A 24,648-nucleotide genomic window follows, 5' to 3' on the forward strand; every position below is an offset into this window, starting at 1 on the left:
AGTAAATGCGTTTGATCACTGGTGGTGTAAACTAGTTCAATACTTATAGCAGGTGATAAAAATGTCTGAAGAAAATGTTTTAGAAATGAATGGGGTTTATAAATCTTTTAAGAGCGTTAAGGTATTGGAAAACGTGGATTTCTCATTAAAAAAGGGAGAAGTTCATGCTTTACTCGGTGGAAATGGTGCGGGGAAATCAACTCTAATGAAAATATTAACGGGGGTATATAAAAAAGATAAAGGTGAAATTTACTTAGATGGGAACCCGGTTGATATAGATTCAACAGACGATTCTGAAAGATTAGGAATATCGATGATCTTTCAGGAGTTTAGCTTAATTCCTTCATTAACAGTTGCTCAAAATATATTTTTAAATAGAGAATACAAAAAAGGGAAGTATTTTATTGATAATCAAAAGTGTATCGAAAAGTCAAAAGAAATTCTAGCATCCCTTGATGTAGATATAGATCCTAATACAACAGTAGATTCATTGGGAGTCGGTTATTGGCAGGTAGTTGAAATTGCTAAATCCTTGTCCAAAAATGCCAAAATACTAATTATGGACGAACCTACTTCTTCGCTGTCAGCCAATGAAACAGAAACCTTGTTTAATATGGTTCGCCAATTGAAGGAAAAAGGAATCTCAATTATATACATCTCACATAGAATGTCTGAAGTGTTTGAAATATGTGACAAAGTAACAGTGTTAAAAGATGGAAGAGATGTATATACCGAACGCTGTGAAAATGCGACCATGGAAAAAATAGTTGAAAATATGTTGGGGAAGACAGTAAAGAATTCATTTGTATGGCACGAGAGAAAGTATGACAGACCAAAGGAACCAGTTCTTAAAGTTGAACAATTATCTTATGGTTCTATTGTTAATAATGTGAGCTTTGAAGTATATCCAGGAGAGATTGTTGGCTTAGCTGGATTAATGGGGAGTGGGCGTACGGAAATTGTTGAATCTATTTTTGGAGTCCGCAAAAAAAAATCAGGAAATGTCCTTGTTAAAGGCAAGATAATTGAAAGTACTCATCAAGCTATTAAATCCGGACTTTCATTAGTTCCTGAGGATCGTAGAAAACAAGGTTTAATACTTTCGCATTCTCTTAGAAATAATTTAATGCTACCGTCAATTAATCAACTTGTCAAGGGATTATTTGTTAATGATAGACGTGGTGATAAATTGGTAAATGATTATATTGATAAATTGAACATTAAGACGGATAGTCCAAATAAAATTTCTGAACAACTATCTGGTGGTAATCAACAGAAAATTGTTCTTGCGAAATGGTTAGCTCGTAACCCTGAAGTATTAATTTTGGATGAGCCTACAATAGGTATAGATATTGGTTCAAAGACAGAGATCTTAGAAAACATAAGATCATTAGCTGATAGCAATATGGCAGTTCTAGTTATTTCATCTGAGTTGGAAGAACTATTAGCTATCAGTGATAGATTGTTAGTTATTTACAAAGGTGAAATCATAAAAGAAATGTATAGAAATGAAATTAAGTCAGAGGAGGTTCTACATCATGCAATTCAAGCCTTCTAACCGGCAACCGATAGTCATAAATAGACAACCATATTTTGTAAATTTACGATTAGATTGGCGCGATTTTATAGTATACCTTGCTTTTGTAACAGTGTTCCTATTTTTTGCGATAACAATTGGAGATCAAGGTTTTCTTACTATATCTAATATCTCTAATATCATTCGTGCAACTACAATGATAACAATAATGGCTACAGCTATGACATTTGTTATTGCATCTGGTGAGATCGATTTATCAATTGGTGCCACAGTAGCATTTGCAGCACTTTGCACATCCTTAGCGATGCAGGCAGGACTGGGCTTAATAGGTGGTATAGTGTCAGGCTTATTGGCTGGAGTCTTAATAGGAAGTATAAATGGATTTTTAACAACAATTGTAGCTATCCCATCATTCCTTGTTACATTAGGAATGATGCAACTTGTTCGTGGCGTTGCAATGTGGATGACAGATACTTCTCCCGTACCAGTAAATAATGAGAATTTTCTTAAAATATTTGGAACCGATAGTATAGGACCAATACCTACATTAGTCATATGGTCAGTTAGTGTATTATTTATTGGCCATATATTATTAAAAAAAACATCATTCGGTCGAAAAATACTTGCTACTGGTGGGAATTCAATTTCAGCTAGTTATTCTGGTGTCAACACTAAAAAAGTTAAATTCTATGCTTTAATCATATCAGGTATTGGTGCAGCAATAGCAGGAATGTTGTATTCAGGTGCTATGCAAAGTGCTAGATATACTTTTGGTCAAGCCGATGAGTTAACAGTAATTGCTGCAGTTATTTTGGGAGGTACAAATTTATATGGAGGGAGAGGTTCTGTTGCAGGAACAATAGCCGGATCCTTACTTATAGGTACAATCAACAATGGACTGATCATTATTGGTTTGAGTGTAAGTCAGCAAATGGTCATAAGTGGAGCTATCATCATACTAGCAGTTGCTTTTGGAAAGAAAAGGACATCTGCATGACAAGAAGAAATACTTGGTGTTCATTTAAGGGGGTGAGCAAAAAAAAAATCGGATTTTCATCTGCATTATAAAATTTTATTTAAATATGGAGGTAATAAAATGGCGAAGTTTAGAATTTCTGCAAATATGGAATTTGTAAAAAGTGCTGATAAGTCTTTTGTTGAAGGAGTTAATATTGCATCTGAGCTAGGGTACAAATATGTTGAACCTATGGTCCATACTGGGTGGGGTTTATTAAGTGAAGTTGGTTATTTTCACTCATTTTCAATGGAGGAAGATCCATTATTGATGAAGGAAATTTGTGATGAAGCAGGGGTTAAAATCTCTAGTTTTAGTGGACATAGTCCATTAATGAAACCTGAAGCTGCTGTACCAAGATTAACTAGAGCAATTCAGTTTGCAAACGCAACTGGTGCAAAGTTTGTTAACTCAGACGAAATGTTAAAGCCTGATTGGATGAATGACAAAGACGCCTTTGAAGCAATGAAATATTCACTTACCAAAGCAAACATGGTTGCAAAGCGGTACGGTGTGTACATTTGTATTGAGCCACATGGAATTTATACGAAAACAGCACAAGGGCTTTTAAATATCGTAAATCTTGTTAAATCACCAAATATTGCTGTTAATTGGGATACCGGAAATTCTTATTTAGCTGGGGAAGAAGATCCTTATGAAGGTTTGGAATTGGTGAAAAGCCATGTACGTCACGTTCACGCAAAAGATATTAGCATGAACCACAGTGACAAAGAACGTGGAAAAGTTACTGGAACTCCAGTAGGCTGTGCATGTGGTGAAGGAGTAGTTGATTGGGAAAGGATTATTCATATTTTAAAACCACTTGATCGTGAAATTTTCTTTAGTGTTGAATGTGGAACAATTGATGAAGCTGATCGTAGTATTAAATTTCTTAAAAAGGTATTTGGATCAGACCTAATTGATGATTAATTCATCAACCTATAACTGAGAAAGGGTGAATGAGATGGGACACCATTTTTATGTAGAGGATACTTGGTTTTATAATACTCTAGGTTGTTATGAATTTGAAGAGCGATGCGAAATGGCGAAAGAATTAGGATATGAAGGCATATTCTTTACTATTTTCACAGAACTTGGTTGGAAAGATGTTCCTAAGATTAAGACCGTCAAAGAAAGATATGGATTAGAAGTATCTGGGGTTTATGTGATGCTTAATGACCCCAAGGATGAAGAAGAAATTAGTAAATTTATCAATTTAATTGAATCCATTGAAGGATGTAGTCAAATTAATTTGGCTATTGTATCAAATGGAGAATATGAAAATTCTGATGCAAAAGGGGATGCTGATGCTATTAAAGCATTACGTAGACTATTAGAAGTTGCTGAAAAACATTCTACTATCATTTCGTTATATTCACATATTCAATGTTGGATGGAAACAGTAAATGACACTATTAGACTGTGTCAAAAGATAGATCACCCATTACTGAAAATAAGTTTTTCTTCTTATCACTGGACTATTACCGATGGTAAAAGTCTTATACCTACAATAGAAAAAATTAAACCACATTTAAGTTTAGTTAATATCTGTGGGATTCGGGTAACTAAAGATGATTTTCGCGGTTATCGAGAAGCTGTTTTAGATGAAGGTGAAATTGATCCATATCCAATTTATGATGCAGTAAGAAGCGCCGGGTTTAATGGGCCTATAGGGGTGCAGGGGTTCGGAATAGCAGGTGATATTTATCCTAAACTTGAACGGTCGCTAAAACTTTTAAAGAGTATGGAAAAACGTCATATTGAACATCCGACATGGGGTAAGCTACGTCCAGATCCACTACCTTTACCTTCAGGTGCTGATAGATAGGAGGAATTACAAATGAAAAAAGATGCTGAAAAGTTATTTTTTAATGATCATCAATGGAACACAATTGCAGCAGCTATGGCTCGAATTATTCCTAGTGACGAGACTCCTGGTGCAGAAGAAGCGGGTTGTATAGTATTTATTGATCGATATTTATCGGGTACAGACTATATTTATGCAAAACCGGATGGAAGCGGTTTTATAGAGTTGAAGGGTAAAGAGTTAGAAGCATATAAGAAACGTATTGGAATGTTACAAAAAAAATATATATACGGTATTCAGACATTAGATCGTTTAAGTAATGCATCTTTTAAAGAAGTTTTTTGTAACCTTTCAGAGGAAAAACAGGATGAGATTTTAAGACAGATGGAGAAAATTGGTCAGTCCAAAGAATTATCTCCTCAGCAGGTTCTACCAGAAGAAGACTATGACTTTTTTAGTCTATTGGTAATTCACACCCGTCATGGATTCTATTCAGACCCTGTATATGGTGGAAACAAGGATCACATAGGTTGGAAATTAATAGGATTCCCGGGTCCTAAATCTTTAAAAGAAGCACATTCTGGAAACTATACAACACTTCCTTACTTTGCTTCGAATACTGAGAATTAAGATAGGAGGTAAGAAAATGAGTCAAGTTAAAAAAAACGATCGAGTTGAAGTTTGTATAATTGGTAGTGGTGCATCTGGAGGCGTCGCAGCAAAAGTATTAACTGAGAAAGGATTTAAAGTTGTAGTTTTAGAAAGAGGAAAGCATCTAAAACCAAAGGATTTTGGTGCGGACGAACTTGCTAATGTTAATAGATATTATACTGTTCCAGATCCATTAATTGCTCCTAGAACGCTTCGTTATTCATCTCATGAAGAAGCAGAGGTAAGACAATTTTCTCCATTACCTTACGTTGTTGGTGGAGGTACATCAAAGTGGACTGGATGGGTACCACGCTTTACATCTAGTGATTTCGTACAAAAATCACTTCATGGTGACATCGATGGAGCTAATGTAGCAGATTGGCCTATTTCTTATTATGATCTTGAACCTTACTATGACAAAGTGGAATGGGCATTAGGTGTATCTGGAAAAGCAGGGGCTAATAAATATGAATCTCCACGTAGCCGAGATTATCCGACACCTCCATTACCCAATACTAAATATGCTGAAAAATTTCACAAAGGGTGTAAGGAGCTTGGATGGAATTCGTATCCTACGCCATCAGCGATGCTGTCAAAACCATATAATGGAAGACGAGAAAGCGTTCAAAGTGCATTTACCCAACATCATGGAGATCCTACTGGAACAAAATCAAATGTGTTGAATGTGTTTCTTCCGGATGCTTTAGCTACTGGTAAACTTGATCTACGCCCTGACTCATATGTTAGAGAATTAACAGTGGATAATCAAGGACGTATTAAAAGTGCAGTATATGAAGATATAGATGGAAATTTAATTGAACAAGAGGCTGATATTTTCATAGTTGCTTGTAACGCAATTGAAACAGCTCGTTTATTGTTGTTATCAAAATCTGGTAAATTTCCAAATGGACTAGCTAATAATAATGATCTTGTTGGAAGAAATCTTAGTTTACATGAATATTCAGTTGCTTTCGGTGTATTTAAGGATGACCCAGTATATGGTTGGGCAGGTGGTGGCTATATATCTGGAAGTACTCATAAATTTTATGAGACTGATTATAGCCGTGGATTTATTGGAGGAGGTCATATCGCATCGACTGGAGCAGGTCTTCCACTTCCAATTGGCTTCTCAATTCCTAACAAACCATCTTGGGGATCTGATTCAAAAAAATGGGATCAACAATACTTCAATCACACGATGGCTGTGGGTGTAGTAATCTATGATTTACCTCAACTAGAGAATCGAGTTGATCTAGATCCAAATGTAAAAGATGCGTGGGGACTTCCAGCATCACGAGTTACTTATGATTTCCACAAGAACGACCTCGCTCAAGCTAAGTTTTTGGTTGACCGAGCTGGAGAAATCCTTGAAGCTTCTGGAGCAGATACTGTCAACAAAGTATATATTGAAAAAATTTCAGGAAATGCTTTACACCAAATGGGGACAGCTCGAATGGGGAATGATCCAGAAACATCTGTTTTGAACAAATATTGTCAAGCTCATGAAGTAGACAACCTTTACATTGCAGATGGAAGTTCATTCCCGACATCTACTGGGGCTAATCCAACCTTATCAATTATGGCAAATGCATGGCGGGTAGCAGAACATATTGCAACTACTAGATCAGGAGCATATAGTAGGAAAATGGCAGTAATGGATGAGTATTAATCGATAGAATCAATAGATTTAGTTAATTGTGGAAGTGCTGATTTAATATTAGGACACCCCTTATTTTTCATGTGAATTGTGATGCATTGGGTGGATACAGTTCTAAGTGTAGTAGATTCTAGAATAACCAAATTAATCGCTGATATAGATACTATAATTCCTATGCTAAAAAAGCCTGTCGATAATGTAAATATATTTAGTGCTAGCCAAAATAATGATGGAAATAAAGTTATACTTTCTACAGAAGACTATGATTCGATAATCTTTCGAATGGGGAATGTGATGCACGTGGTTTTTTACTGTATCTCAGATGGATGCAGGATTAAAAAATAAACTATCCTTTCCCTTGAGTATATGAAACTATTTTTAAGTATTAAAGGAAATTGGCTGTAAGTATAAATAATAGTTTCTAGATAAGTTGTCAAGGCAAAAAGATTGATTTATTTCAATATAAAAAAGAGATAATCAAAGCTAAAATATAGAGAAGCATTGTGAAAGTAAAAGTGTTAGACAACTTGATAATATACTGATTGTTTATTATTTATAAGACTTAATAATGAACAATCAGTATAAAACTAAACAAAGAGAACTCAAATCATTTTTCTAATGAAGATTAAATAATGGATTATAATCCATTATTTAATCTTCAAGTTACTGTATTATTCACCTCCATTTATATTGTTTGTTTTACTGTATTGGTGACTCTTTGATGATGTATAAGAAAAGTAATGGAAGTAGTTTTCGTCTCCCTTTTAATGAATTCATTACTTTATTCAATGTAAAGTTATTAATTAGAAGTTTAGGAAATGTAGGTGAGGAGAAGTGAGAAAAGTAAAAGTTGGGATCATAGGAATAGGTTTTTCGGGATTAGCACATTTAGAAGCTTTAAAACGAATTCCAAATGTTGAAGTTGTTGCAATATCATCTAGGGAACAAGAAAAATCTAATCAAATTGCAGCAAAATTTGGTATTCCTAAAGCATATAATAATGCTAAAGATTTAATTAATGACTCTGAAGTTGAGGTAGTTCATAACTGTACACCAAATCATCTTCACTTTCCGTTGAACTGTGCGGTATTAGAAGCCGGGAAACATCTAATGTCAGAAAAGCCATTAGCGTTAAATAGTGATCAGTCAAAAGTACTGACAGAATTAGCTGAAAAACATGATGTAGTAAGTGGTGTATGTTTTAATTACCGTCATTATCCAATGGTAAATCAAATTAAGGATGAAATTTCCTCCCAAAAACATGGTAAGGTTCAATTAGTCTATGGTGGTTATTTACAAGATTGGTGTTTGTATGAGTCTGATTATAGTTGGAGAATGGATCGTAAACTAAACGGGCCATCACGCGCCATAGCAGATATTGGCTCACACTGGTGTGATACAGTTCAATATATTTTGGGTAAGAAGATTATAGAAGTTTTTGCTGATTTAAAAATAGTGCACCCAATGCGAAAGAAACCTAGGCATCAAAATACTAATAGTTTTGTTCAAAGTGGACAAGCAGAAACAGAAAGTATCAATATCGATACAGAAGATTATGGAAGTGTACTTGTACATTTTGAAGATGGAACGCAAGGTGTTTTTACTGTTTCACAAGTAAGTGCTGGAAGAAAAAATCGCTTGCATTTTGAAATTGTAGCAACAGAATCAGCTTTTATGTGGGATCAAGAAGATCCAAACAAATTATGGATTGGAAAGAGAAATGAAGCAAATAAAGAATTGTTGCGGGATCCGTCTTTGTTATCTGAAGAAGCTGAAAAACTAACTCATTATCCAGGTGGACACCAGGAAGGGTGGCCAGATGGTTTAAAAAACCTTCTGTTAGATTTTTATAGAACTATTAGAAGTAACGAGAAAACAGCCTCATTCGCAACAATTGATGATGGTCATTGTATCATGCAATTAGTGGATGCAATATTGGAAAGTCACCGAACAAAAAAGTGGATAAAAATTTAAAGGATAGAGAGGTAATTGACATGAAATTAGGTGTTTTTACCGTACTTTATCAGTTATTACTTTAAATGGAGAAAACCCGCTTACGATTAAAGTAGGAAGTAAGGATGAAGAACCAGGCTATACAGTGGTGGACGATGCGGATGGAGATGTTGCTGGCAAAGGTTGTAACCAGTGATTGTTGACACGAATACCGTGACGTATACTGTTTATGATTAAGCGAATAACAAAGCAGAATTAACCCGTACAGTCATCGTTGAAGCTATAGTTGATGGAGATGTTTTACCTAACACAGCGGCTAACCAATATAAGCTGTTATTAGCAGGTGCTCAGGTAGGTTTAATCGGGTTTATGGCGTTGTTGGTTAGAAGAAGAAAGAGTGTAAATTAATTAGTGGGGCCTGACCAAATCCAAAGGGGTTGGGTCTGGCTTTTTAGTGTCAGTTCCTAGTCACTTTCAGAGGACATTTCACAGCTCCACAATCGAAGACTCAAAACGGATCATTCTAACGCACTACATTTATTCCAGATGACTAATACCCTCTTCTAGTATTTCTATCTGACGAATTGTCTCCTCATCTTTTACAATTTTTTCTTTACCATGGATGATCGTTTGATAAATTCCCTCATATATGCTGCTGTAATCGCCAATTTCTGAAACGACTTTCTCTTCATGATATCCACCATCTTCGTCTGTATATGTTAATACACCATAATGTTCAGGAAGATCTATGCCAAAATCTGCATTTGTTGGCATATAAAATAACTTTAAGTGCTCTTCTTGGCGATCTTTGGTTTGTTTAACAAATACCCCATTTTTACCATAAACTACGAAACTCGGACGCTCTTTTAAGCGAAAAAAACTTGATTTAACAGAAACCTTCAAGTTACCTTCATAATAGAAATCCAAATCAAAGTAATCATTCATTCGATTGTTTCCTAGCAGTTGGCGAACATCATAATCAACTTTGGTAGGATTTCCAAAATAGGAAAGAACTTGATCGACAGTATGACAACCATGACCATACAAAAAACTATTAATCCGAGAAAAGTGATGTGCGTTTTCCGGAGTCTCCGGTCGATAATAATCAAAATGCATCTCAACTTCAAAAATATCTCCCAAAACCCCACTATTAATTACTTTCTGAACCGTTAGAAAATCCGAGTCAAACCGTCTATTTTGGTAACATTGAATAAACAGGCCCTTTGCTTTTGCTAAATCAAATAATTCGCGCGCTTGTGCAGCTGTTTCAGTGAATGGCTTTTCTACAAGCACATTTTTGTTGTGGTTTAGCGCTTCTAACGCTAATTCATAGTGGCTCTCTGAAGATGTACTCACAACAACTAGCTGAATTTCTGAATCATCCCAGACGTCATTAATATTATTAACATAAGACACATTATCTAATTTTTCCCAATCACTATTGTTACTTCGGGAAAAAATTGTCTTAATACGAATATGCTTGTTCTTACTTGCAAATGGAATATGGTATCGATTTGTACTCTTACCGTTACCAATATAAGCGATCGTTAACATCTTGTTATTCCCTCCATTAATACTCCTATTTGTGCAAATAAATACGTGGACTTTTCCATTATCTTATTATAGCACGGCTTTGTTCGAGGTCCTGTCAATTCCCGCTGATGAAGGGAAGCGGTCTATACCCCTCTTTTAACAATGTGGTACATGGAGGTTTTTTTGAAGTTTTAAATAAGAGTGTGTATGGATTTTAGAAAGAATAAAGAGGCATTCGGAGACGAAGATTATATATGAACTACTATATTATAGTAAGGAAAAAAATCCAAATGAACAAGGGTTCCTTCATTGGGAATCAGAACCTCCCCAACTAGAAACCCTTTTTCTATATCTTTTACATCATACAATTCTCTTCATATCAATTCTCTTAAAAGATAGTCCAGCCATATAGATGCCTATCAAACTTAGCAAACTAACAGAAATAAATGGAATAATCCCTGGTACCAATAGCAGAATATAAAAAATGAGTAGGTGCATCAGCATCATTAAAAATGTTCGAAATGGATGAAGCACTCCAATAAATAGGGCATCTTTTATAGCATCAAGTAAATTCATGCGATAATGGGTATATACAGGAAAGATATACATGACGACAATCCCGTACATAAATAACATACCAATTAAGATAATTTCAGAAGCTGTGGCAACAATTCCTGATTGTGTTTGAATAAATTGGAAATCGATCCACAAAATAAACCCTAGCAATAACAGCAAATATCCTAGTATATTGGAACGAATAAAATATTCACGATAGCTTTTCCAAAAGGTCCGCAAGACAGGAATTGTCTCATCTCCATTTAGCCAATGACGAGTAACGGAAAACAAAGCTTGTGTCGCAGGAAATACCCCCAATATCCCTCCGCCTAATGCCGCAAATATAAACCATAATAAATTAACATACACGAGGCGGACTCCCCATTCAGAGAAATGATAAAATGCTCCTAGTACCCCAGTCATTTGCATAATTGAATCTCCTTTCAAACGCTCAAACAAGCTTGTTATCCATACTCGATTTTAAATAAACGAGATTATTCCTTCACAGCACCAGCGGTTAATCCAGATACTAAAAACTTTTGGAAAAATAAAAACAAAATAACAACCGGTAATGTAGCAGTTACGCTAACCGTCATAATACTTGCCCAATCATAAGAAAACTCGCCCATATACGTAATTGATATCCCAGGATTTAACGTCCGCAATTCATCCTTATTAATTAGTGTTAGTGAGTATAAGAAATCATCCCATGAAATGATAAAAGCATAGATACCAATCGAAAAAATACCGGGCTTAGATAACGGGAAAACAATTCTTAACAAGATTCCAATTCTGCTACAACCATCGATCTTGGCGGATTCTTCAATCGTGATCGGAATGTTATCAAAAAATACTTTAATCATCCATATCGCAAATGGTAAAGCAGCTGTTGTCAGTGCAAGGATTAACCCAAATCGATTGTTTAATAATCCGTAGCTGTTGTACATTGTGTATAGTGCAATCAATATTGATACAACCGGAAGCATTTGGGTTGAAAGAATCGCAAACATTGCTGCTTCCTTTGATTTAAATTCAAAACGAGAAAAGCCATATCCCGCCAGCATCGCCAACACTAATGTTAATAACGTCGTTCCCAAGGTGACAATGATTGTATTTTTATAATAATTAAGAAATGTGCCATCACTAAACAACTCTATATAGTGCATTAATACTGGTTGAAGTGGAATCCATTCTGGTGGAATGTTGAACAACACAGAATTATCTTTAAACGATGTTATGAACATCCAATACAATGGAAATAGAAGGAATAACAAGAAAGCTGCGATAATTATGGTTACTCCTATTTTTTGAGCAACTGATTTTTTTTCTACACTCATGTGATTTACCTCCTTACACTTTATTCGAGCCAAGTTTAAACATCATATTATATAGCCAGGCGACAACTAACATGATTACCAGCCAAATAGCTCCTATTGTTGCACCTAGTCCTAAATCAAGATCTGTAAATGCTGTTTCATAGCTTAGTATTGCTAATGTTGTCGTTGAATCTAAAGGTCCTCCACCTGTCATAATCCAAAATAATGGAAACATTTTAAAATTCTCGATAATAGCAATTAAGGATACAGTTTTTATCGTTCCTTTTAACATCGGTAAGGTGACATGCCAGAAAAGCTGTAGTTTGCTTGCACCATCTATTTTTGCTGCTTCATATAGCTGCTCTGGTATCCCTTGCAAACCTGCCAAAAGCATTGTAGACATAAACGGTAATTGCCGCCATAAAGCTGTAACGATAATAGCAGGCAAAGCTAAGTCAATACTTTGCAGCCATTGGTTGGGTTCATTAATAATGTTCAACGATTGAAGAACATAGTTAATCAAACCGTATTGTGGTTGGAATAACCACATCCATAAGAGTGCCGTAACAATTGTCGGAACAATCCAAGGAAGTAACACAACTGTCCGCAAAAATCTTCGGAATCGAATATTGGAATTTAAAATTAATGCCAATAATAATCCAAAAGCAAACTGTAGCAGTACTACAATAATGACATATTTAAACGTAATGTACGTGGAATGAAAAAATTCTGGGTCAGTAATCACCTTTTTATAGTTGGCAAACTGGTTCCACGTATAATCGTTCATGCTTAGTAGTTTAACATCAAAAAAGCTCATATATAGTGATTTCACAATCGGTATTCCAATCGTAAAACACAGTAGTAAAGCGGCAGGTAACAAGATGGAGATTAAGAAAAATTTATCTTTTGTTTTCTCAGTTAGTCCTTTACGATTGTTCAATTTATACGCCAGACCATCACCTTTACTCACTTCTACATCATTTTTCAAGTGTAAACACCTCCGTATTAAAAAGTTCGGGTGTCAGTAAGCTGACACCCAACCTTTGAAGAGCCTATTTAAAAATTCCCTTTAATTTTTCATCCAGTTCTTCTGCTACTTTAGCTGGATCTTCCATGCCTACCGATACTTTTTGTACAGCCTCTGCAATTTCTAAAAGAGATGGCTCAAGTCCAGGATTGTTAGCAGGAAGTGGATGTAATTGATTCATTTGTTCCAGTAATACTTTATCAAATTCGGTATCGTTAAATGCATCTAGTTCTGATAATGATTTACGTGCAGTTAGTACATCGCTTAACTCATGATATTGAACAATCGATTCTTCATTTGTTAAATGCTTAATAAATGCTGCAGCAAGCTCTTGATGTTCGGAATCCTTTGTAACGACTAAACCATGCGCTTCTCCAATAGAGATGCTATCTCCTGTTACATTAGCAGGAATTAATGAAGCTTCCCAAACTTCGTCAAATGCTTCACCTTCTCCACTTAAGTTGCGGAATACAGCTTTACCGTAATAACCATCCGCATACATACCTAAGCGACCAATGGAGAATAGGTTTCGTAAATCTTTTAGTTTAGCACCTTGAGGAGTTAGTTCTTCTTCCGCAAGTTGTTTATAAAATTCGAGTGTTTCAATTACTTCAGGTGTGTTTACGTTCACATTTCCGCTTTCATCAAGAATTGATCCACCGAAACTATAAATATTACGAAGTGCGACAAGTCCGTTAATAGGCAATTTCTCAGTTGCTTCACCAAGTCCATAAACAGGTTCGCCTGATTCTGTTTCTAAATCTGAAATAGCACGAGCGAATTCCAGCATTTCTTCATATGTTTCTGGTGCTCTATCTGGTAGTCCTGCTTGTGCAAACAACTCTTTGTTTCGATATAAAACATATGGGGATGGTGCCCAAGGTACACCCATTAAATTACCATCGTATGTGTAATCTTCTTTAAATGAGTCCATGATATCGTTTACATATTCTTCCCCTAATAAATCGTCTAATGGAACGATGATGTCAGAAGTTGCATAGGTAGAAAACCATGCTGAGTGTGTTTGGATAATATCCGGTGCATTACCAGATGACGCCATGACAAACGTTTGTTGTTTAATATCACCAAAAGGTATCCCGACAAATTCAATGGTTACATTTGGATGTTCAGCTTCAAAGCTTGCCGCCATTTCTTCTAATGCAGCTTTTGTTGCTTCTTCACCAACACTCCATGCTGCAAATTGTAACGTTACTGGATCTTTTGTATCTTCTGGTTGTTTTTCCCCCTCATTGGTTGCTCCTTCGTTTTCTGTTCCTGGATCGTTTGAAGTTTCCCCACTTGATTCTTCCCCTTCTGAATTACAAGCTGATACAATGAAAGCTGCAAACAGGAGAACCAAAAACATAAATAAGTACTTTTTCGAAAACTTTTTCAAAAAGACCCCTCCTATATTGATTTGTTTTTGCTTGACTGATCTGGCTGTTTGGTACATGTTAATCATATGACGTCAATGTAACGTATGTAAATTTCGCATTTTTTACTATTATCTAAAAAAAGTGATATTAGCATGTAGAATTAGTGATTTATAAAATATGACTTTTCAATTTTGTAAGCGATTTTGCACAAGTCAGTATTTTTATATACAAGTCAGAATTTTAATATTAACCGTATAAAAAAGCGTTGAGATCAATCAACTCAACGCTTTTAACTCGATAACCGATTTTTTCTATACTCTCCAGGTGTCATACCTTCATATTTTTTAAAGAAGCGAATATAGCTGTTCACATTATTGTACCCAACAGACTCTGCAATTTCTTTCACTGTTAAGGTGCTTTCACTTAGCAGTTCGACACTTTTTTGCAGTCTAATTTCCGTTAAATACTCAACCATCGTCTTTCCAACACTTTGTTTAAAAATCCTACTTAAATAGGCAGGATTTAAATTTACTGATTCAGCAATTTCCTCAACAGATAAGTCTTGTGTGTAATGGTTCTTCATATATGCTAGCACGATATCGATCTTTGATTGGTTCTTATCACTACGTTCTTCAGAAATAAATACTGAAATTCTTACTAATACATCTGCGATCCATTCATGAATGTGGTCGACAGTTTCTCTTTTTGCTAACTCTTGATACAATATATAATTGTCACCAAACAAATCACTAACAGAACCATTATGCTCGGTTAATGCCTGAACAGCGGCATCAAGGAGTCTACTATACAATCGATAAATATTTTCATGAGTAAGGTTTTTGCGATTTTTCATTTCATTTTTTATATCATGAGCAAATTGAATTATTTTTTCTTCATTTCCAACTTTGATGTAGTTAACGAAATTTCGTTCTAGTTGACTCGGATAAATGTAATTAATAATTTCGTTATCTTGATGGTGATCATAGAAAATTACAGCATTGTTTCCTGAGACAACTTTACGCTTTATTCCATTTAAGGCTTCATGGTAAGACAAGAAAACTTGTGATATATCTTTGTATAGCCCTCCGATACTTATCGAAAGTGAAATACCAAAAATATCGTGTATTGTTTTTTGTGATTGCTTTACCAAATCCTCTATGTTTTCCTGCCAGTCATCCGCTTCCGTTTTAATATTCACAAGAATGACATTTTGTCGTTCGTTAATGTCTGTGCACATACATGGATAGCATTTTTTAACGATTTCTTCTGCAATATTGTTCATCGCGAATTTGTATATACTAATCTCTTCCATCGGGTATTTTTCTTTCAATGAGAAATAATCATCTAGTTCAACAACGATGGCAATATAATTTTCTTTACTCAGATTTAGCTGGAGTGAATTCATTTGTTTTTGAATTTCTTCTACGCTAACAAATTTATTGTGTAAAAGATTAAACATAAATCTTTCTTTTAACGCAGGGGCGTAAGCTTTTATTTCACCTTCTAAATATTTGTTTTTAATAACGGCTTTGTCCATCACCCCAGATAAAAAAGAAAAATCGTTCCCTTCATGAGGCATCTGTATAGCCAACTCTTTCTGATACCTTTTTGATTTCTCCAACAACCTTTTAATTGGATTATACATCGAACGTGATAAGAAATAAGAGATGATAATACCTACAAAAATTAACACGCCGCATATTAAGTTTGTTATATTTTTAATATAAGATAATCTTTCCATCAAGTAATTTAAATGCGTCTCTGAAACTAACATCCAATCATTATTGAGTCCTTTTACATAGCTGACGAGAGTCGCTGGATCGCGCTCACGATCGATAAATGAGCCTTCGTCACCTAATTGCTCAATCGCGTCTAAATGATCATCAATACCTGTCAACTCTTGTTGAATAAACGATGATATTTTTTCACCAGTTGCGCTAGCGATATATACATTTACTCGATTATTGTTTTCCATCTCTTGCATAATCCGAGCGAGCTTGTCTTCGTTAAGATTAATCGCAATAATGCCATGTTTGTCAGAAAAGGCTACTGGAAGTCTTCTTACTAATGTAACTACTCGTTCCGCTTGTCCATCTGAGTTTAAGATTTCCCGTGTACTCATCCAAAAGTGATTTGGGTTAGAAGCTTTCATTTCTGTTACCCAAGAATCCCCAAGGCCTTCTATATAGGTATGTGTTAGTCCTGCTGACGAGAGGATTTTATTATTATCTTTGAAGTAAATCTGAATGGAATGAATGTCCTGATTAGAACTCGTGATTGTTTTAATTTTGTCCCTAATGTCATTTAATAGGAAATGATTACTAGTATCGCGTGAATAAGCGTATAGTTCACCATCTAAGCCAATTTGTACAGAGATTGTATTCACTTCATTTAATACATCATTAATAGATCGACTAATTTGCTTTAAGGAATTGGTATTGGCACGACTAATTTCATCTTCCACTGTATCCATAAATACGTAGTAGGAAAAAATACCGATAAATAAAATAGGAATAATAATAACAGTTAAATAGGATAGGAAATAAATCAAGAATATTCGATTTTGATGAAAAAACTTCTTTGGACTAAGTTTACCCATATGACATGACCCCTTTTGCTCTCCCCATATTTGTATTAGCTTAGTAAACTTGCCGTAGTAATAGTAAAACGCTATTCTTACTAGTTTTACTTTGAAAGCGCTTTACAAAGATTCTATCATTATTTCAACGAATGTAACAAAAGTCAAGAAGCTAAATTATACTAGATTATTCATTTTAGTGCGTTCTCTATATTCTGTTGGCGGGATATCAAAGCAGTTATCAGAGGTGGAAAGTAGATAAAGAGAATCGTATTGTACTTCATTGTCATCCAACTTACACAATTGCTATGAGATTTATGACGAAAAAAAATTCACTAAAACCATGTGGTCATTAAAATCTGAATGTATATTAGTGTTCACGGAAGGATTAGGTCTATTGCCTTGGATGGTTTGTGGAAATGGACCAATAGGGGAAAAGACAGTGATAAAAATGAAAGAATTTCGAATTGTTCTTTGGCCCCATCATGGTATTCTAGCCTGTGGTCAAACTGTAGATCAAGCACTAGGATTAATTGAAACTGCTGAGAAGTCTGCCCAAGTGTATGTTGTAACAGAAGGAAAAAGAAATCAAGTAGTGACAGATGAACAGATAATGGAATTAGCAAAGGCTTTTAACTTAAATCCACGAGAAGGTATAATCAACAGTTATTCATTAAACTAAATAATGAAGGCAGAGGTAGGGTCATAAGCTCTACCTCTTTATTGTATTTCTTGGAACAGCGGGTCAGCGTTTACTGTTCCGGTCTATGAAAATAAAACATGAGGTGGAACGATTAACCGGACCCCCTGTTCCACTCGTTCTATGAGAATAAAATTTAAGGTCCTGCTGGAACGACAAAACTGACCCCGCGTTCCTCGGTGAGTTAATGTGGTGCAAGGGGGAGCCCCTTTGAGCCGCAGAATAAACCACCAGTTCACACTGGTGGTTTTGATTTTACATATCGTATTTCCGCTTTGACAGATATACGAGAACTATTCCTATAGCTAAAATGATTATACCAACTAATAGCCAGCTATACATACTGGAAGCAGTATTTGGCAATTCCTCACTATTTTCATCCGTCATCTCGTCTTGATTGGGTTGACTTGTGTCCTCGTTAAAAATGCTTTCATGAAAGACTGCAAATATACTAAAATGGTTTGTACTCGTCTTTACCTCTCCATCTTCAAATGAACCACCTAAGGCTTCCCATTGTTCATCATTCTCATTCCAATAATATACTTGTAATCCATTTGTACGTTCAGATTCTGGAAGAGAAAAATACATCGAGATGGAATCATCGAATTGATGGATTTCAGTACCATTTTGTTCTAAAGTAAAGTCGTATATATTACTTGCGGCTTCCTTTGCATGTGGTAAGTCTAAATCTTCTAGTTGTTCCACTGTCAAAATCAGTTCGTTGTCTGTGTTAAAAATATGTGCAGGTATTTCTAAACGAACAGGGCCCTTTTGTACAACAATAGTTACATTCCGGTTGAGTAAGTGTTCCAACTGCTCGGAAGTAAGCTTTAATTGTTCGGTACTTGAAAGATTTTCTGGTATGTCGATGATTAAAGTTCCGTTCTCATGAAGTATAAACGAATCATTGGACAGGCTTAAATAGCCATCTATCAGATCTGGTACAACAGTTAAAGTGTCTGCTAATCGAGTTACTTTCAATTTATACTTGTTCTCTGTTCCATCTTCAGCAGTTACAGTTACGACTATACTGTTTATGCCTGCAGATAAGGGGACTGAATGTGAAGGAATTGCATTGTCCACAGACTGCTTATCCACGAGAATCTTTGCATTGTCTTGAATTGCAGTCGCGGTAACCTGAATCTCTTCTACATCATGAGCTACTTCTATTGAATAGTCCGTGTGATATGGATCAAATGCTGTGTCGAGTATACCATCGCTAATTGTTAGCTCACGTAATGTAGCATTATTACCGATCCACTTTGCATAAAGTGTCGTGTCATCCGTCACCGTGTCAGAATCAAAATCCCATTTCTCGTTAAAATCTTGATCTGAGTACCAGCCACCAAAAGTGAATCCGGTTTTTGTAGGGTGATCTGGCTCAGCGACAAGCTGGTTGTAGTCTACAGATTGCGCATCAACAGCAGAACCATCGTTTGAATCAAAATTTACTAGATAGCTATTAATTGTCCATTTGGCATAAAGAGTTATGTCATCCGTCACCATGTCAGTATCAAAATCCCAAGCGTTGTTAAAATCCGGGTCCGAGTACCAACCATCAAAGGTGAATCCCAATTTGATAGGCTGTTCTGGCTCAGCGACAAGCTGGTTGTAATCTACAGATTGCGCATCAACAGCAGAACCATCATTCGAATCAAAGCTTACTAGATAGCTGTTAATCATCCATTTTGCATAAAGTGTCGTGTTGTCCGTCACCGTGTCCGCATCAAAATCCCAAGAGTTGTTAAAATCCGGGTCCGAGTACCAGCCACCAAAAGTGAATCCCGTTTTTGTAGGCTGATCTGGCTCAGCGACAAGCTGGTTGTAATCTACAGATTGCGCATCAACAGCAGAACCATCATTCGAATCAAAGCTTACTAGATAGCTGTTAATCGTCCACTTGGCGTATAGAGTCGTGTCATCCGTCACTGTGTCCGAATCAAACTCCCAAGCGTTGTTAAATTCCGGATCCGAGTACCAGCCATCAAAAGTGAATCCTGTTTTTGTGGGGTCATCAGGCTCTGGGACAGACTGATTGTAATCTACAGATTGCGCATCAACAGCAGAACCATCATTCGAATCAAAGCTTACTAGATAGCTGTTAATTGTCCACTTGGCATATAGAGTCGTGTCGTCCGTCACTGTGTCTGAATCAAAATTCCAACCGTTGTTAAAATCCGGGTCCGAATACCAGCCACCAAAAATGAATCCCGTTTTTGTAGGCTGATCTGGCTCTGGGACAAGCTGGTTGTAATCTACTGATTGGCTATCAACAGCAGAACCATCGTTCGAATCAAAGCTTACTAGATAGCTGTTAATTGTCCACTTGGCATAAAGAGTTATGTCATCTGTGACCGTGTCAGCATCAAAATTCCATTTCTCGTTAAAATCTGGGTCCGAGTACCAACCATCAAAGGTGAATCCTGTTTTCGTAGGCGCATCAGGTTCAACGACAACATTATTGTATTCAATGGACTGCCGACTGACGTCACTTCCACCATTCGTATCAAAGGTTACATTGTGCAAAAAGGTATAAGTTTCTTCTAGCACTTCAGATTGGTTTCCTGCTCCATCAACCTGCACCGCTTTTAGCGTTGAAGGACTACTTATATCGATTGGTGAAGTATATACATTACTCGCATTCGTTGGATTGGATTCATCTAACGTATAATAAATTTCAGCACCTAGCTCACCAGATAAGGAGATAGTTACCGGATTAGTATATGTATCACCATTCATGTTAACAGTTGGCTTAGACGGGGCCATGACATCAAAATTATCATCTTGTGCAATCGCTTTAAGTTTTGGATATTGACCAGGCAGCCAATCCCACACAGTTTCATTCCAACCAGCAGTATCGTAAGTATTTTGATCAGCTAATTCAGCGGTTGTTTTTCCTTCGCCGCCATTGCTTGTCGAATAGCCCGATGTATTCATATCCCAAAAAGAAGCGGATACTTGTGAATCATCAAGATGATTTTCACCAATCAATCCTCCTTTTCCCCAATCCTTCACTTCATTTCCATTAACATTACCAACACTGTATGTTTCTACAACTGTTCCAAAATTTTCACCGATTAATCCACCCGCATAAGGCTGAGTCGCTGTTGTATCCCCGACAGCATAAGATTGTTGAATGGTATCATTATTGTGCCCAACTAATCCACCGATTTTATAACTGCCCGATACATTACCAGTTGCATAGGACTGTGTAATTGCTCCTTTGGAAAGAACTCCAACTAACCCACCAACTTCAAATGAACCATTTATTTCTCCAGTAGCAAAAGATTGTGTGATATCGCCACTTTCCACTCCGCCAACTAATCCACCGATTGAGTCAGTGTCACGTACGTTTCCAGAAGCAGAGGAAGTTTTTATAGTTCCGCTTACATAAATCATTTCATACTTATTAAAATCGTATGTGCTTTCACCTAGTCTACCTACTAGTCCTCCGGCATAATTGTAAGCACTGTTCCCCTCGACATTGGCAGATGAATGGGAGGACTCAATCGTTCCAAGATTCACTCCTGTGAGTCCACCAGTATCTCTGACGCCTGTTACATACCCACTCACATCGGCATTTTTTATCATTCCTTCATTTTGCCCAACTAAGCTACCTACATAATAATCTCCTGTTACATGCACCGATTCCAATCTTACATTCTCAATTATTCCATCTGATAGACCGAATAAGCCAGAATATTGAGTCCTATACGGCGGATCTACGTTATTGACATTTAAATGACGAATAACATAACCATTCCCATCAAAGTGACCAAGAAATGGATCATCATCATCTCCGATTGGTGTCCAATCAGTGTAATCTGATAAATCGATATCGTTGGCCAATTCAAAATATACGTTCGGATCATTAAGATAATTTCGAACTTCATCTAGTTGGTCTGCTGTAGAGATCTTGTAAGGAGAATTGCTAGTTCCATCCCCGCTTCCGGCATATGCCGCGCCATAAACACTTGGACTGTATACTGACGTCATAAAATAAATAACTGCAAAAAGTCCAACGATTGAAGCGAAAACTCCATTTAATTTTTTTGACATGCACTCATCCTCTCTATTTTTTGCCCGTCTAGTTGTCTATGAAAATATATTATGTTGTGGGGAAATCGTGTGTATGGAGAAGGGAGATAAGCAGATTCGTTAATACCTTAACAAATAGAATCATGGATGTCAAAGCGTGATTTAGGAGAACAATATCACCATTAGGAATTTTATAAGTTTACTGTTTTTTATATAGGATAGGTGTTTGCTTTAGGAGCAATTCTGCCGATTGGCCATTCATTTGATTCCACGTTCCACCCACTTGCTGGAACGACAAAACTGACCCCGCGTTCCACCTAGAAAGTTGGAAGGGAGTTACTATCTATGGATGAGAGATATTGGAACAGATACGCGCCATGTAGTATTTTACCAGCATTAATGCAAGATACTTAATTGGATGTGATGGGCATGTATTAATTGTGGAAACCTATGTCAACCCTGCTTTTCTGCAAGCGGGTATTAAAAAAGACTACTCATTGATATTAGTGATTAGGCTTCTTCTGCTTCCTGTTCCAATCTGTAGAAATCTTGCACCATCCCTTGAAAAGTAATATCATCATGAATCGTTCTGTGACCATCATCGGGTATTTTGATGTATTGATTTGTTTTCATGCAGTAAAGTCGTTCTTCCCCAGCAGGGAATAGCAATGGGTACAAGATAAAGTCCTTTACATTTGAAGTGACAAGAATGCTATCCTTATAGTAAGCTGTATATAAAATTCTTGCATCTGAAGCTTTAAGATACTCCACTTTATCACTGACTAGGAGTCCTCTATGCTGCGCTCGAATATACGCTGATAATTTTCGTAAACTGAACTCAATATCTATGTTAAAATGCTCTGGTTCTATCTCTCTGCACATTTCCAGTAAGTCAGCAATTTTTTCATTTTGATTCTCTTTTAAAGTAAAAGATTGCACCTCTAATTCTCTAACAACTTCTTTGGGAACTAGCAAAACAGCGTGATGGTTATATACCTCTTCAATGATTTTGTTCCATAAGGAGCGAGCACCAGCTTGTAAGTCTGCTGAATCATTTGCATTAGTTTTATGCCGAAATATATTGGTATCTAACATATACTGTTTCAAAACTCTCTGTTCCCCCTATGGCATTATTCTTGATTCAATATATCCAAGTTTTGATCCATGAACCTTGCTATATCTTTAGATTGCTTTTGTATTTGAAGGCGGTTTTCTAAATATTCAGTCCAACCTGGATATTTCATAAGTTGTTGAGTTTGAATACGCCATTTTCCACTGCCAGGCATTGTTTGAACAGCGTCTAGTTGACCTTCTGCACAAAGTTTTCTAACACGTTGTACGGTTACACCGATTATTTCAGAAGCATCTTTAACTGTAACAGTATCTGGAATGCTATAAAGTCGCTTAATTACTTCAAAAGTTTCTTTTCTATCTTCTTCAGTGAGATGTTGATAGGTATTTTTAATTTGATTAAGGATCTCTTTTTGCAATACCATCAAATTAACGAAATTCTTCGCTGCGTCACTACTTACATAATCAGCTTGTTTTGTTTTGAATTCATTAAGAATTGCAGTCATGTTTTTCACCATCCCCATTACCTCCATTATATCATATTCATCTGGAAAAAAAGGATAAAAACGAAAAAAAGGAAACACCATCTCTAACATTATACTCATTCATCTATATAAAGATACATATTAAGTGAAAATATTGGTGATGGTTGATGGTTGATGGTTGGTCTGGGTGCCTATAGTCACTTCCTGGATTACCTACCTAATGTCGCTTTGTAACTAGCAAAGAACGATCATTCACTTGTAATTTACGTCATGGAACAGAGGGGCAGGTTTGCTGTTCCGTTCTATGAGAATAAAATTTAAGGTCCTGCTGGAACGACAAAACTGACCCCGCGTTCCCCTTTATTTTCTGATAATTATGATCACTCAAAAAAGTCTGTCACTTTTCTGTTAGGTTCGTGTATAATAAAAGAAGTTAAAACTTTAAAATATTCAAAAAATAAAGTGTATACTTCATATGCATATCTTTAGTGCGGGATGGGGGTTGGTAGATTATGAGTATTCCTAATTTAATTACGTATAAACAAATTGATCAGATAGAGGACATTGATAAGGTAGTCGAACTCCAAGCAAGTATTTGGAGTCGCGAAATTGTTTCTCCTCAGCCACAACTAATTGCATCTATTCACCATGGGGGCATCGTGATGGGCGCCTTTGTTGAAGAAATGTTGGTAGGTTTTTGCTATGGTTTTGCTGGATTTAAAGATGGAGAGTCCTATTTGATTTCTCATATGACAGGTATTTTGCCAAGCTACCAAAATAGTGGAATTGGTTACCAGCTTAAGATAAAGCAACGAGAATGGGCAATCAATCTTGGTTATAAAAAAATTGTCTGGACGTATGACCCGTTAGAAATTAGAAATGGATATTTTAATATGAGCAAGCTAGGAGCATATTCGAAACGTTATATCCCTTCTTATTATGGAGAGTTGAACGACAAATTGAACAAAGGGCTCCCATCAGACCGATTGTTAATCGAGTGGGATATTTGTTCGAAGCGTGTAGAAGACGCCATTTTTAACTTAAAAAAAGATCACATTAACGTTGAAGCTAAAACACTACTTCATTGTGACCAACGAAATGAGTATCCGAGCCCAGAACTTATCGACATGAAACTTGAACAAAACTACCAAAGATATCGGGTTCCTGTCCCTACAAATATTCAATTTTTAAAACAACGTAATCCAGACCTAGCAAAAGCATGGAGATATGCCTTACGAACTACGTTAAGTGAAGCTTTATCAAGTGGTTATAGCATCACCGGAGTTCAAAAACAGCACCATTCAAATATCCATTTTTACATACTTGAAAATAGTACAGTGGAGGGATGA

The 24,648-nt window shown here is 36.2% G+C and carries 19 protein-coding genes; 10 read left to right on the top strand and 9 right to left on the bottom strand.

Annotated features, from left to right (window positions below):
* Window positions 1-61 precede the first annotated feature (61 nt).
* From ACI6MV_RS00530 to ACI6MV_RS00565, 8 genes are all read left to right on the top strand, one after another.
* Entirely contained in the window at window positions 62-1,558 is a 1,497-nt protein-coding gene (locus ACI6MV_RS00530; RefSeq protein WP_407267822.1) for a sugar ABC transporter ATP-binding protein, read from the top strand.
* Entirely contained in the window at window positions 1,539-2,534 is a 996-nt protein-coding gene (locus ACI6MV_RS00535; protein WP_407267823.1) for an ABC transporter permease, read from the top strand. The genes ACI6MV_RS00530 and ACI6MV_RS00535 overlap by 20 nt, the downstream gene beginning before the upstream one ends.
* 99 nt (window positions 2,535-2,633) lie before the next feature.
* Window positions 2,634-3,482, top strand: coding sequence for a sugar phosphate isomerase/epimerase family protein (locus tag ACI6MV_RS00540; protein WP_407267824.1), 849 nt, complete (start codon window positions 2,634-2,636; stop codon window positions 3,480-3,482).
* Between the two features lie 34 nt (window positions 3,483-3,516).
* On the top strand, window positions 3,517-4,380 hold the full coding sequence (locus ACI6MV_RS00545; protein ID WP_407267825.1) for a sugar phosphate isomerase/epimerase family protein: 864 nt from the start codon (window positions 3,517-3,519) through the stop codon (window positions 4,378-4,380).
* Window positions 4,381-4,392: 12 nt separating this feature from the next.
* Complete coding sequence (locus ACI6MV_RS00550; RefSeq protein WP_407267826.1) at window positions 4,393-4,989, top strand: gluconate 2-dehydrogenase subunit 3 family protein; 597 nt, start codon at window positions 4,393-4,395, stop codon at window positions 4,987-4,989.
* A gap of 16 nt (window positions 4,990-5,005) precedes the next feature.
* Window positions 5,006-6,679: a GMC family oxidoreductase gene (locus tag ACI6MV_RS00555; protein ID WP_407267827.1), complete on the top strand. Its 1,674-nt coding sequence runs from the start codon at window positions 5,006-5,008 to the stop codon at window positions 6,677-6,679.
* Between the two features lie 822 nt (window positions 6,680-7,501).
* Window positions 7,502-8,641, top strand: a complete 1,140-nt coding sequence (locus ACI6MV_RS00560) for a Gfo/Idh/MocA family protein (protein WP_407267828.1) — start codon at window positions 7,502-7,504, stop codon at window positions 8,639-8,641.
* Between the two features lie 261 nt (window positions 8,642-8,902).
* Complete coding sequence (locus ACI6MV_RS00565; RefSeq protein WP_407267969.1) at window positions 8,903-9,028, top strand: LPXTG cell wall anchor domain-containing protein; 126 nt, start codon at window positions 8,903-8,905, stop codon at window positions 9,026-9,028.
* 129 nt (window positions 9,029-9,157) lie between these two features.
* On the opposite strand, the gene ACI6MV_RS00570 is transcribed toward ACI6MV_RS00565, so the two are convergent.
* The 6 genes from ACI6MV_RS00570 to ACI6MV_RS00595 all read right to left on the bottom strand — a co-directional run bounded on the left by ACI6MV_RS00570 (window position 9,158) and on the right by ACI6MV_RS00595 (window position 17,026).
* Entirely contained in the window at window positions 9,158-10,174 is a 1,017-nt protein-coding gene (locus ACI6MV_RS00570) for a Gfo/Idh/MocA family oxidoreductase (protein WP_407267829.1), read from the bottom strand.
* A gap of 339 nt (window positions 10,175-10,513) precedes the next feature.
* Window positions 10,514-11,137, bottom strand: a complete 624-nt coding sequence (locus tag ACI6MV_RS00575) for a YesL family protein (RefSeq protein WP_407267830.1) — start codon at window positions 11,135-11,137, stop codon at window positions 10,514-10,516.
* A 65-nt stretch (window positions 11,138-11,202) separates the two neighbouring features.
* Window positions 11,203-12,045 (bottom strand): carbohydrate ABC transporter permease, encoded by an 843-nt coding sequence (locus ACI6MV_RS00580; protein ID WP_407267831.1) that lies wholly within the window; start codon window positions 12,043-12,045, stop codon window positions 11,203-11,205.
* 13 nt (window positions 12,046-12,058) lie between these two features.
* Window positions 12,059-13,012 (bottom strand): carbohydrate ABC transporter permease, encoded by a 954-nt coding sequence (locus tag ACI6MV_RS00585; protein WP_407267832.1) that lies wholly within the window; start codon window positions 13,010-13,012, stop codon window positions 12,059-12,061.
* A 64-nt stretch (window positions 13,013-13,076) separates the two neighbouring features.
* Window positions 13,077-14,447, bottom strand: a complete 1,371-nt coding sequence (locus tag ACI6MV_RS00590; RefSeq protein ID WP_407267833.1) for an ABC transporter substrate-binding protein — start codon at window positions 14,445-14,447, stop codon at window positions 13,077-13,079.
* Between the two features lie 269 nt (window positions 14,448-14,716).
* On the bottom strand, window positions 14,717-17,026 hold the full coding sequence (locus ACI6MV_RS00595) for a helix-turn-helix domain-containing protein (protein WP_407267834.1): 2,310 nt from the start codon (window positions 17,024-17,026) through the stop codon (window positions 14,717-14,719).
* Window positions 17,027-17,348: 322 nt separating this feature from the next.
* On the opposite strand from ACI6MV_RS00595, the gene ACI6MV_RS00600 reads away from it, so the two are divergent.
* Window positions 17,349-17,687 (top strand): class II aldolase/adducin family protein, encoded by a 339-nt coding sequence (locus tag ACI6MV_RS00600; RefSeq protein WP_407267836.1) that lies wholly within the window; start codon window positions 17,349-17,351, stop codon window positions 17,685-17,687.
* A 273-nt stretch (window positions 17,688-17,960) separates the two neighbouring features.
* Here ACI6MV_RS00600 and ACI6MV_RS00605 read toward each other — a convergent pair whose 3' ends face one another.
* From ACI6MV_RS00605 to ACI6MV_RS00615, 3 genes are all read right to left on the bottom strand, one after another.
* Window positions 17,961-21,764 (bottom strand): InlB B-repeat-containing protein, encoded by a 3,804-nt coding sequence (locus ACI6MV_RS00605; RefSeq protein WP_407267837.1) that lies wholly within the window; start codon window positions 21,762-21,764, stop codon window positions 17,961-17,963.
* Between the two features lie 489 nt (window positions 21,765-22,253).
* Entirely contained in the window at window positions 22,254-22,850 is a 597-nt protein-coding gene (locus ACI6MV_RS00610; RefSeq protein WP_407267838.1) for a PIN domain-containing protein, read from the bottom strand.
* 23 nt (window positions 22,851-22,873) lie between these two features.
* The gene (locus tag ACI6MV_RS00615) at window positions 22,874-23,332 is read right to left on the bottom strand and encodes a helix-turn-helix domain-containing protein (RefSeq protein ID WP_407267839.1); all 459 of its coding nucleotides are present in this window, start codon (window positions 23,330-23,332) and stop codon (window positions 22,874-22,876) included.
* A 479-nt stretch (window positions 23,333-23,811) separates the two neighbouring features.
* Between ACI6MV_RS00615 and ACI6MV_RS00620 the strand changes: the two genes are divergently transcribed.
* Complete coding sequence (locus ACI6MV_RS00620) at window positions 23,812-24,648, top strand: hypothetical protein (protein WP_407267840.1); 837 nt, start codon at window positions 23,812-23,814, stop codon at window positions 24,646-24,648.

It is taken from the genome of Radiobacillus sp. PE A8.2 (genome assembly GCF_045635475.1).
GTDB lineage: Bacteria > Bacillota > Bacilli > Bacillales > Amphibacillaceae > JBJGXI01.